Annotated in this window: 6 protein-coding genes; 2 read left to right on the forward strand and 4 right to left on the reverse strand. The window is 40.9% G+C overall.

Features of this window, described 5'->3' with window-relative positions; translation table 11 throughout:
* The first annotated feature begins 171 nt into the window (after nucleotides 1-171).
* Nucleotides 172-873: an iron-sulfur cluster assembly scaffold protein gene (locus tag VCM39_RS14630; RefSeq protein WP_002561828.1), complete on the forward strand. Its 702-nt coding sequence runs from the start codon at nucleotides 172-174 to the stop codon at nucleotides 871-873.
* A gap of 20 nt (nucleotides 874-893) precedes the next feature.
* Nucleotides 894-1904, forward strand: coding sequence for a GGGtGRT protein (locus tag VCM39_RS14635; protein ID WP_221648868.1), 1011 nt, complete (start codon nucleotides 894-896; stop codon nucleotides 1902-1904).
* 565 nt (nucleotides 1905-2469) lie between these two features.
* On the opposite strand, the gene VCM39_RS14640 is transcribed toward VCM39_RS14635, so the two are convergent.
* From VCM39_RS14640 to VCM39_RS14655, 4 genes are all read right to left on the reverse strand, one after another.
* Complete coding sequence (locus VCM39_RS14640; protein ID WP_407934707.1) at nucleotides 2470-4626, reverse strand: glycoside hydrolase family 31 protein; 2157 nt, start codon at nucleotides 4624-4626, stop codon at nucleotides 2470-2472.
* Nucleotides 4627-4651: 25 nt separating this feature from the next.
* A complete protein-coding gene (locus VCM39_RS14645; protein ID WP_289293415.1) occupies nucleotides 4652-7138 on the reverse strand; it encodes a glycoside hydrolase family 95 protein in 2487 nt (828 codons plus the stop codon).
* Between the two features lie 26 nt (nucleotides 7139-7164).
* The gene (locus VCM39_RS14650; protein ID WP_323673992.1) at nucleotides 7165-10149 is read right to left on the reverse strand and encodes a chondroitinase family polysaccharide lyase; all 2985 of its coding nucleotides are present in this window, start codon (nucleotides 10147-10149) and stop codon (nucleotides 7165-7167) included.
* 132 nt (nucleotides 10150-10281) lie between these two features.
* A complete protein-coding gene (locus VCM39_RS14655; protein ID WP_321028835.1) occupies nucleotides 10282-12735 on the reverse strand; it encodes a polysaccharide lyase family 8 super-sandwich domain-containing protein in 2454 nt (817 codons plus the stop codon).
* Nucleotides 12736-12869: the final 134 nt, after the last annotated feature.

Here is a 12869-nt window from a genome sequence, read left to right on the forward strand (position 1 = left end):
AAATGTAATCTCCACATTACAATATACGAACCCCGTCTCTTCTATTTCATTCTTTTCATAAAAAAGTAATAAAAGCCGATTTGCAAAAACCAATAAAACGAGTACCTTTGCGTGCGATTTGAGAATCGTGACTACGTATTTTTAATTATATCACTTAAAAAAGAGCTAATTATGACTTATTCACACGAAGTGGAACACATGTGTGTTGTAAAGAAGGGTCCTAACCACGGACCGGCTCCCATACCCGAAGAAGGAAAATGGGTAAAATCAAAAGAAATTGTTGATATTTCAGGTCTGACACACGGTGTAGGTTGGTGTGCTCCTCAGCAGGGTGCTTGTAAACTTACTCTGAACGTAAAAGAAGGTGTAATCCAGGAAGCTCTGGTTGAAACTATCGGATGTTCGGGTATGACTCACTCAGCCGCTATGGCTGCTGAAATTCTTCCGGGAAAAACTATCCTCGAAGCATTGAATACCGACCTTGTTTGCGACGCAATCAATACTGCTATGCGCGAACTTTTCTTACAGATTGTTTACGGACGTACTCAGTCAGCTTTCTCAGAAGGTGGTCTGATCATCGGTGCCGGTCTGGAAGATTTGGGTAAAGGTCTCCGTAGCCAGGTAGGTACTTTGTATGGTACATTGGCTAAAGGTCCTCGTTACCTTGAAATGGCTGAAGGTTATATCAAGAATATTTTCTTGGATAAGAACGATGAAATCTGCGGATACGAATTCGTACACATGGGTAAGTTCATGGACGAAATCAAAAAAGGAACCGATGCTAACGAAGCTTTGAAAAAAGTAACCGGTACATACGGACGCGTAACAGCAGAACAGGGAGCAGTTAAACACATTGATCCACGTCACGAATAATATAAGGAGGAAAAGAAACTATGATTAGAGAAGTAAAATTTGAAAGTCAAGACCGTCGTATCAAAGGTATCATTGAAGCCTTGAACGCTAACGGCATCAAAGACATCGAGGAAGCTAACGCAATCTGCGAAGCTGCCGGACTTGATCCTTATAAAACGTGTGAAGAAACCCAGCCTATCTGTTTTGAGAATGCAAAGTGGGCTTACGTAGTAGGTGTTGCTATCGCTATCAAAAAAGGTTGCAAAAATGCTGCTGATGCTGCCGAAGCTATCGGTATCGGTTTGCAGGCATTCTGTATCCCGGGTTCAGTAGCCGACGACCGTAAGGTTGGTATCGGTCATGGTAACCTGGCTGCTATGTTGCTGCGCGAAGAAACTAAATGTTTCGCATTCCTGGCAGGTCACGAATCATTCGCTGCTGCTGAAGGTGCAATCAAAATCGCTGCAAAAGCTGATAAAGTACGTAAAGAACCATTGCGTTGTATCCTGAACGGTCTTGGAAAAGACGCTGCTCAGATCATCTCTCGTATCAATGGCTTTACTTATGTTCAGACTCAGTTTGATTATTATACAAGCGAATTGAAAGTAGTTCGCGAAATCGCTTACTCTGATGGCGAACGTGCAAAAGTAAAATGCTACGGTGCTGATGATGTTCGCGAAGGTGTAGCTATCATGTGGAAAGAAGGCGTAGACGTATCTATCACAGGTAACTCTACTAACCCTACTCGTTTCCAACATCCAGTTGCAGGTACATACAAAAAAGAACGTACACTGGCAGGTAAGCCTTACTTCTCAGTAGCTTCAGGTGGTGGTACAGGTCGTACTCTTCACCCGGATAATATGGCTGCCGGTCCTGCTTCTTATGGTATGACAGACACAATGGGTCGTATGCACTCAGACGCTCAGTTCGCTGGTTCATCCTCAGTTCCTGCTCATGTAGAAATGATGGGATTCTTAGGAATTGGTAACAACCCGATGGTAGGTTGTACTGTGGCTTGTGCTGTTGACGTAGCTCAGGCTTTGAGCAAGTAATTATAACGATTACGACATATTAAATCCCTGTAACTGACAAGGTTATGGGGATTTTTCATTTTAAGTTATCTACAATATTCATCCCCTATTCCGATACTCATTTCCTCTTGCTATTCTTCTTATAATTAGCTGTGATCGGATGCTGGAGTTCTATATGCGTGGAGTCTTTTGCATTCAGTGTAAAACAATTTTTCTTTACAATCTTTTGCTAGTACATCAATCAGGCAGTCGCCTTGCAACTTCTTACCTTTCAATTTGATTTCTACAATACGTCCAGGCGTTCCATCCAGCCTGTATCCGTAAACAGGCTGGATGTTATAATTAATAGTAATCAGGTCATCTGCCCGGGTATAAGATGAAAACACCCCCAAAAAAATATAATATTACTTTTTTCCACATATAATGTAATAGATTAAACTTATCCCACTAACAAATAAAGAACTGCAGGATATAAATCATAAGTATACAACTATTCTATTATTCATTGGGATTATAACAAAATTAATGATCAATAAAATCCACACAATCAATCCATTTCACCGATTTAATACCAAATATCATTTTATCAAAAAGTATCCGTCATGAAACGCCATGTAATCTTCCCTATAGAATTCGGTCTCCCTTTCTCGGCTTTTGAAATATACCCCTTAGGTTTTCCGTTTCTATCATGTGACACGCTGATTTCTCTCCACGAATACATTCCTTTCTCATAATCAAATGTCTCTCCATCATCGTCATACAAATGGTAAGTACCATCCGCTTTACCGTAATGACGGATTTCCAAACTTATCTTTTCGCCTGGTTTCGGCGCATGAAGCCTTGGTTCCATCATCGGAATAATTGCACCGTCTTTTACATACACAGGGATACGGTCCAATCCTGGTGCAACAGTAATCGTCTCTCCGTTACCCACGTATGCACCGGTATAAAAATCATACCAATTCCCTGTCGGAAGAACAACTTTACGTTCTGTCTGTCCGGTAAATAACGGAGCAACCAACAAATATTCACCTGCCATATACTGGTCTTTTATCTCTTTGGTCACCGCCTCAAGATACGGATTATTTTCCAAACTTTTCTCTTTCAGTTCAGAGGTTATCATCCCATCCAAAGTAAACCCCGGTTCTAAACTCATCCCCCGAAAAGGAGGTATACCATCAAAATGATACCGGGCAAATTCTGTATACCAATAAGGCATCATCTGCATACGAAGCAGTGCATACTCTTTCACTTGTTCGGCCACTTCCGGAAATGTCCAAGGCTTCGTATCACTATTCCATGCATCGATCATTGCCATCGGTGAAAATACAACTGTTTGAAAACGGCGCAACCATTCTTCCGCAGAATGAGAACTACGTACTTCCGGAGTCCACAACACACCGCAATAACCAGAGTTAATCAATGCTGTTATAAAATCAGAATGGTTATAATAATCATTATACAACACATAAGGGAAAGAATTTGCTCCGGCATTGGATGCACGTACCAATCCATAAGTACGTTTATTATACTTTCTAAAAAGTTCGTTTGTTGTACGTTGTGCCAACACTCCATACGTTTGTCTCATTTGTTCAGCCGAAATTCCCGAAGGAAAGGTTGCTACATCCGGCCAAATCCAACGGTCAAATCCATCCACTTCATCTATTTTATACCCGCTGACTCCTATACCGATATGTTCTTGTATCAGTTTGTCCTGAAACAACCGTTTTGCCTTGTCATTTGCCAAATCCGGCACAATGCCGTTCCATACCGTATGAGAACCGCTAACCGGATACATATCTTTGTATAATTTTGAATCAGGTGAAATATAAGGATTGGTCCATAAATTAACACGGATACCCTTATCCATAAGCCTTTTTACAAAACCAACCGGATCGGGATAACGTACAGAATCCCACTCCAAAGTACACGGATAAGCTTTACTTTGCCAACCAGGTTCCAAACCGATAAAATCAAGCGGATAACCATGACGCTCGAACTCTTCCACTTCATTTTCCACTTGTCTCGATGTATAAAGTGTCGGTGTACGTTGTGTAAATCCCAATCCCCAACGAGGAGGCAAAGTACCGCCACCACATAAAAGGTTATAACGTCTGACCACATCCATGGGGGTAGGACCTGCAAACAAATAAATTTCGGCACCGGGAGCAGGCACCAAAATGGAAACTGCATCCGAATAAGGTTGTGCAGTCCAAGTTTTATCCGTATTACGATCTTTTGCTTTCTCTGCATTGGGGCTGTCTTTTTTAATACCATTCCCTGCATAAACGGTTAAATAACGGGCCGAATTCACCAAAATACCGTATCCTTGACTGGATATGTAAAACGGAACCGGAGCATGTGTTCGACCATTATCTCTGCCACCATAATGATCCACATGTAAATTCAAAATCTTACCCCGTTGATGTATTGTTTGAAAATTAAGTCCGAACCCATATAATTGTTCCTTTGGCTGCAAAGGAATATACAAAGCAGTTTTTCCATCTTGTACGTTCCCTCCTATTTCAAAAGCCAATGCAGGCAGTGTCATTTCCGGTAACCGATTAAAGCCATCCAATTTCGGAGCAACACCTGCCGCTTTCAATAAAGAATAATTTTCAGGGGTTCCCACCACTCCTTTCCATACACCGGGAACCACCTGCTCCCAACTGATTTGTGCAATAAGTTGTATCTCTGTCCCCAAAAGCAGCATAACAACCATCATACACTTCTTCATGATCATACATTTCTTCATGATAACACAAACTTTATTTTTTATTCAACTCAATTAAATAAGACTCATCTTTACGGGTTTTAAAACAAATCTTATCTACTCCTTCAATTCGATATTTTATAATATTTCCTTTAGTATCAGTCACAGTCACTTTCTCAAATCCCGGATAACTTATAACACAAGGATTTCCTTTCCGAGAATTAATACTTATTCTTTTCAATTGTTCTTCTTCCCAAGAGACGGATACCTCAAAATTCCCCCGGGCTACCAAACCGCTATATTTTCCTGATTTCCAAGCTTTCGGTAACGCCGGCAATGGGAAAATAGTTCCATCATGGCTTTGTAACAACATCTCCGCTATACCAGCCGTACTACCCAAATTCGCCTCAATTTGATAAGGAGAGCGCAAAACTGCAATACAGTTGGTCCACAAATTATCCAATACAGACGTTTTCAACAAATCCTGCAATATTTGATGGGCATGATTCCCGTCTTTGAGACGCGCCCATAAATTCAACTTATGGGCCAGTGACCAGCCCGTAAAATTATCACCCCGCAAATCCAATGTTGTCTTAGCAGCTTTCAACCACTCAGGAGTATTACTGTTAATTATCGTACCAGGATATAACCCGATTAGATTAGATATATGACGATGATTCTTTTCCAAGACAATATCATCATAATATTCCTCCTCACGATATTCCTTTATCTGACCGGACTTGCCTACAAGTACCGGATCCAAATACTTAATTTGCTTTTTAAGTTTACTCAAAAGCGGATCTTTATCCTTCAATATTTTGGCTGAAGCCAAAACATCTGCATAGTTTTCATAAATCATCTGCTGATCAAATGCACAACCTAATGAAGGATAAGGCTTTCCGGTAATTTTACTAAACTGTTCGGGAGAAGAAGAAGGATAAGCCAAAACATACCCCAATGTATCACAGACAGTTTTACTAAGAAAACGTGCCATACCCGATAAGGCCGGATATGAAACTTCTTTCAGAATATCGATATCGGAAGTAAATGCATAATAATCCCAAAACAACTTGGAAGTAAGACCACCAGTTCCCGGTCCTGAATGTCCACCCGGTGCTCCGATAAAAAAAGCACCTGCCCCGGCTCCGACAATCCAACCATTCCCTCCTTTTTCCGGCGAATAAGCTTCGGGATGATATTTTTTAATATAAGTTGATGCCACCTGTTCAGCCGTTTCCCGATAAGCCTTATAATAATCAACATAGCTTTCAAACAATTCGGCCAAATTGGTATTAAAGACAGGCCAGTAATTCATCTGTATATTGATATTATGAGTATAATTACCGTTCCAGGGAGCCAGCTCATACTGATTCCATACCCCTTGCAAAGTAGGTGGAAGGGTGCCTTTCCGAGAAGTACTGATTAATAAATAACGCCCATACTGAAACAATAACTCTTCCAGATAATTACTCTGTTTCCCCTTTTTGTAATCAGCCAATAACCGGTCAGTCGTTATCTGCGGCAACTCTTCACCCAAATCAAGGTAAACCCGGTCGAAAAAGGATTTATAATCTGAAAGATGATTTTCTAACAATTCCTTATATCCTTTTTCCTCTGCTTTCCTTAATGTTTTCACAATCTGTTCATGCGGATCTATACCATTAACCAGTTTCTTCGCAGGAGGATTAGAAAAAACAGCATGGTCCAATTGGTAATTCGTTCCTAACGTAAACAAAACAAGTGCCGAATCTGCGCGTTCAATACGAATCATTCCATTACCACCATCAGAATCACTGTATGAACTCAGCTTTCCTCCATAGGGAATCACCTTTATGCCTCCTTCATAAATCATACGTAAATACTCTGTTTCCCCACGCAAAGTTATTCCGTTTCCTTCCGCACAAACCTTCCCACTACGCCCGTTATTACTAAAACGGGTTTGTGTCGGGCCGCTCAAATAACCTATAGTTACAGAATCGGTACGCTGAAGCGCTCCAAAAGGTACCAAATAAGGTATCTGGGCACGGACATTAAAAGTCAGTTTTCCCGGTTGATCCGCAGTCAACCTAATAGCCAACACATTATCCGGATAGCTCGCAAAATATTCACGCTCATAAGTAACTCCATCATGTTCATAACTTACCCTGCAAATTCCGTCATTGAGTGTCAAACTCCGTTCGTACCGGGAATATGTGGTATGAAAAAAGTCCAGATACAAATCAGCAAAAGCCGTCTGTGTCTCTACTCCCCACAACCCCTTTATATGCAAGGTCTTATCAGTTATCTGTATTCTTTCAGTATCCATACGCCCAAAGATGGATGCTCCCATATACCCATTTCCGATAGGTAAAGAGGAGTTCTCCCAATCAAGGTCAATAGGACGGTCACTTTCATTCGGACGAAAAACCGCCCCATTGTTCGGGGCCGGTGAATCATACCATAGTTTATAAATCTTTCGATGAAAATCAACCGACCGGTCTCCAGCCATTGCCAAAACCGGCAGTAAACAAAATAAAACGACTATTAAAATTCTTACTTTCATACTTTACTTGAAACTAATTTCTAATTCTATTTTCGCAATACCACATCAAAACCGGCTGCATTCCGACAACTAAAACGTAATACAGTCTGTTTCTTATCAGCAGAAACAAGCTTGCAATAAGGTGTTTCAGTTACTTTCCACTGCCCTTTCAACGTAATGGTAACAGAAATTTCAGCACTTTCATTATTAATCCAAGGACGGGAGTAAATACTGCGTTCGATACGTTTTCCCTGTTCGTCGTATATATCGTCTGAAGGACCGCGATATAGTGCCAAGTCCGGTTGGCATACGGTAAGTATTGCTTCTTTTTTATTTTCACGCAACATAACGAGACAGGAAGTATCGACCTTTTGTACAAGGCCTTTCGGAAGTACATCCGGAGTTTCAAACAAGATATAAGAAGTAGTATTACTCTTCAGATCACGTACGATATGGGCATTACGGTCTTTCTGCAATACCTTATAAGATGGTTTTTTAATAAATGCTTCCATTACCGCCTGGTCGGTTTGAGGAAGAACGGCATATTCATAGGATGCTCCCTTAGGGGCTTTACCATGGTCTACTGTCAATGTAACCCAGTCACCGGAGTTTTCTTTACCAGTATTCTGCATACGGGAATATTGTGGGAAATTTTTCTCGAATTTGGTGGCTACGGGCGTATAATAACCTGTCCCGACAGGGTCTATCCAATACTTTTCATTTCCTTCATAGGCTTTCCAGAAATTACGGTCGGTATCATTCTTTACGGCAAGCTGGAAGATGGTGGTTTCCGTCGGATAATCATTGTTGGTATTTTCGATATCCGAACCGAGACACACGATTATGCCGTCGAAAAAATGGTAAGATTTACGGGCACGATGGGAACCGTTGTACTTGTCATGTTCGTGAAGTTTCATGCCGAAATTCCCGTTCATCCCTTCCTGTGACAGACCACCGGCAAAAGCCTCGTCCGAGTACAGCATTTCTTCATATCCTGAGAATACGTCTACGTTGAGAACATTGGCTTCCAATTGGTCTACAGGAAGATGAATCGCTGTAGTTCCGGGAATACGTCCCCAATCAAAGCCCTCTTCCTGCCAATCGCCACTGGTAGAGGATACTTCTTCTCCTTGGGGAGCTGTCATGATTTGCAGGCTACCATGCCCTAAGTAACGTCCGAAAAGATTTGCTCCCAGATATTGTTCGGCTGCCCATAAATAACGGGAGTGCCCACGGGCTACAGCCGACCAATTGTTCCGACGTTGCACTGATACACATGCATACCCCATTGCTTTGTTACCTTCGGGATCTTGCTCCGGGGTAAATCCTTTAGCAGACAATAAGTTTGTGAACTGCTTTTCTTGTTTACTACATTCGTAGGGCTTTTCTATCAGACGTAAATAAGCTCCGGCCATATCGGCATCTATTTCCTGTTTACGGTCGGGAGAACCCGCAAGCGCCATAATAGCATAATGTTCGGGAATCAATTCCCCTTTCCCGTTCGGATGGCGTCCGGACATGGAAAGAGGGAAGCTACGTTTGTTACAGTAGAAACGCATGGTAAGAAGTACTTCTTTAACAGTCTGATGGGCCAGTTCGGAAATGGCGAATCCAGTACGACTTAACAGATAAATCATATCGATAGCTCCGGTTAATCCGCCTGTGGCATAAGCCGGATAATTATTGCAGTGATGGAAAGCGCTCCCATCCACCTTAAAACCACCGGATAATCCATTTGATGGCCGACAAGCATAATCCATCCAACGTGAAAATGACTTCAGATATTGAACCTTTTCGGGAGTATCATTCATAATCAATATACTTGCCAAACGACCGGTAATCTGTGTATTGAGCACGTCAATATTGATACCATTGCCAACCGGTTTAGGAAATACATCATTCGTAATGGCATACCATTGAAGCATTTTCATAGCCTCGTCCAGACGTTGGTTCTCATGCAGCACCTCCTTCATCAGGAAACATGCAGTATATAAATTCCGCATCGAATACCCGTAATGATGAATATTCCCCCAACAACTGCCATAGTTTATCCCTTGATCTATAGCATGATCATACATTGCCAGAAATTTATCTTTCATCTCTGTTTTAATCAAACTGTCAGGAGCATTATTATAAGCAACCGCAACCCGTTTCATCCAATTAAAATAATCTTTTATCGCAACACCCAATTCACTTGCTTTTTGAGAAGCATCTTTTCCTGTTAAATTAAACAATCTCTCGAAAGCCTGAATAGCATTAAAAAACAAAGGTACTCCATGAATACATCCGTCCACATATTCAATTCCATATTCCTGATATTTTTTTCGGATAGCCGTTATCTCTTGTTCCGATAAATCCTGAGGTTCATATATCTTCTTTCGAAAACGGCTTTCAATCTCTTTAAAATCTTGTTTATCCGTTGCCGTAACGGGACGGAGTACAATATCCGGCCGTAATTTTGATTTATTATACAGAACCATCCAATGATTCATGGTTTTCTTGTTGACAAAAGGAACCTGTACATCCGGTGTCTGATGGCGAGGATCGACTTTTGCTGCAGTAATCAAATGGTCGATATATAGTTCACCCTTCATATCAGGGGCCGTTATACGGATTTCATTCATACCTTCTTCCGGTGTACCTTGCATATCGCGCTCATAAGCTACCCACGCAGCTCTCCATCCGGTGAAATTAATATAAAAAGGGAAAGAAGTGCAGACCTTCCCATCTTTCAAAAACTCAAACCGGACAGTCTTATCTACCGCATGTTCATTATACACCCATACAATAAAAGTAGATAAATATAAATCCTCTCCCTTGGGATCTTTTTTCTCAAAACAGAGATTTTTTTTGAAAGATAAACTTCCATTGGGTTTAAACTCCCAACGTAATGATTGCTTTCCGTCTTTATTGTGCTTAGTAGAAATAGAGAAAGTGGATTGTCGGCTTTCAATACAATCAGACACAGTATGTTCTTCAAAAGAAAACAGTCTCTCATGTTTGAGAATCTGTGCCGAAGCCATAAATGACATCCCCCACAAGAAAAAGATAAGCACTTGAATATATTTATTGATTATTTTCATAATCTGCTACATATTAATTTTATTCGTTTTATACAATAAGTTCACTGCCGAACATTTAATCCTGACAACAATATTTCTACTCTATTTACTACATATTACCGTTGAAGGTTTCCCTCCGAGTTCACCCTGAGGAACAGAAATATTAATAATGCGCCCATTAAAATACAGCGTAATTTCATTCAAGTCAGTATTCATACAAGCATCGGTCACTGTTATAATAAAGTTATCCGATTCTTCCTTTATCAATACCGCACAAGGCGCAGAAACGGTCAAAGACACATTATCAGCTTCCAGTCCCCGGTGTCCCGGATAAAATATACTTTCAATAATCTTCCCATCAACAGAACATGCCGCTTGTACCAATGTATCGTTCCGTAATACACGGAAAGGGAGTTTGTCTTCCGGCTGTCCTTTACCGGCATAAACAACATATCCATAAGTATCATTCACCGGAGTCTGTCCGTGATCTACCCACGCATGCAATATATCTATCCGCTTCGGAAGTCCTTTCTTTTTCTCATTATTATTATTCATCTGTTCCCATCTGGCTTTTATACTTTCACAAGTGACAAACGCTTTCTGCGTAAACTCCGGTAAAATACGGTAAGCAAACTGCCCTTCCTGTATTATCCACGTATTTCCATTCAGAGAGTTACTCCCCTTACCAAGCTTCTTCTTTATTCCATTCTCAAGAAGATAAACTGCCGACAGATGACTGGTCTGATCAATGGTAGTCCGTATATTTCCCTCCAGTTCCGGTTTATCATTGGTCACTCCCGCTCCAAGGGCCAAAAAATAGTCTCCAAACATAAAATATCCTTTATAAGCTTTGAAGTCGTACAATATAGCATTTTGGATTTCCCTGTTTCCCCGATCATTCACCCCATCTTTATCCGATGCATTCATCTTCTCGAAAATATATCCCCCCACTGCGTAATCTCCACCATCTGTAGCTCCGGCGGCAAAATTATGTTTACTACAATATCCACGCCAATTCTCAGCCGGATTCAGCTTTTCCATTCCTTCACGGGCCGTCACTCCGGGATATCCTGTCACATCCCAACCACCCATAATTCTAAAATACTCATCACCGGAACGTTGGAATAACGTCAGTCCGTCTGTTGTATAGAAGTTATAACAATCAGCAAAAGAAGGAGCACTCTCCAAACCGTCACAACGAATAGAAGCCATATTTACCATGATATGGTAATCCGGTGTTTTTTTTATCAAATCGTCATTATTAAAGAACCATCTTGTACCTTGATACATACCGGAACAATAATTTCCCATCCTGATATCATTCCGGTCCACCTCCTGTTTCAACTGTAACAATTCCTGTTGTTCTTCAGGAGAAAACGAGTCTTTCCAATTCATCACGACATTATTCAGCAGTCCAGCATAAGGTATAGCCCTCCTTTTCGGATCATAAACCGCTGAATATCGATCTAAGCATGGCAAACGATATCCTTTATAATAGTACCAGTTACCTCCCCGGAAAAAGTTCATTAGTGCAGCCGTATTCTCCGGTTTTAACTTCTTCTCCCATGGCGTTCCTTTCAAGGTATTCAAAATATTCAATGCAGAGCCTGTCCCGTCAATAGGATATCCCCAAATAAGGCACTGATTACCATGTCCCCATCCTGCACCGTCAGCAGTAAACCCTTCTCTCCAAAATGCTTCATAATAAGTGTTCTGTGAAGTAACGCTGATAGCACCTAAACAAACCTCGGCCACTACGTCAACCATCGGTATAGAACTAAACATAGCTGCTACCGGCAAGAGTGCACGGTATCCTAGGCCATTACCTCCAACCCACCATACATGGTTACGAAAGCGCTCTGCTGACACTACATTCTTATCCGTCTCATCTTTTCTATAAGGCTGTGTCCAAGCTTGCAGGCCTACAGTTTTTAACATTTCACAAGCTTCAGTCACCAAGCGTCCTGCTTTTCCTGCTTCCGCTTTGTCCATTTCATTAAGATAACAAAAATAAATATTGACAGCCATAGTAGGAGTGCCAAAACAAGAATCAAGAAAACGGGTGGTTTCATTAGGTCGTCCTGCCTCCAAAGCGGTATAATGAATGATTGATTTCCATACCTTATCCGAGGCAGCCACTTCAGCGGATAATTCTCCTCTACGATAAGCATCACCGATTATCCAAAGGCGGCTCAAAGCTGTACCTACTACATCGGCAGCAATATTCTGCACCTCTCTTAAAGGTCTTTGGGTCTCACTTTTCTGCTGATATTCCTGTTCCTTTTTCTTTAAATCTCCAAAAAATCCATTCGTATCAATCATATCCAAACACTGTTCAGCAGTAAGAGACTTCCCCAATTGGTGATAACGGTAAGGGTGCGTTGCAAAACCAACACGAAGTTTTTTCATTGCTTCTTTCTTTTCTTTATCACTTACTCTCAAGCCTTCATTATAGTAACGACGGCAATTATCAATAGCACTTTGCTTTTCTGCTTTTTGTCCATAGCCTGTCAAGCTAATTACCAAAAACGATAAAATCAAAAATCCCTTTTTCATTTCCGTATCTTTGCTAATATTTCTGTTTTTACTAAAAAATATCAAAGTTAAATAATAAAATTGGTTAATATTTATCCCAAAATTTAGATTGACAATTTGACACAATACACCAATATGCTGCATGGTAAGTAATA

The organism is Bacteroides mucinivorans, from assembly GCF_034654355.2.
GTDB classification, from domain to species: domain Bacteria; phylum Bacteroidota; class Bacteroidia; order Bacteroidales; family Bacteroidaceae; genus Bacteroides; species Bacteroides nordii.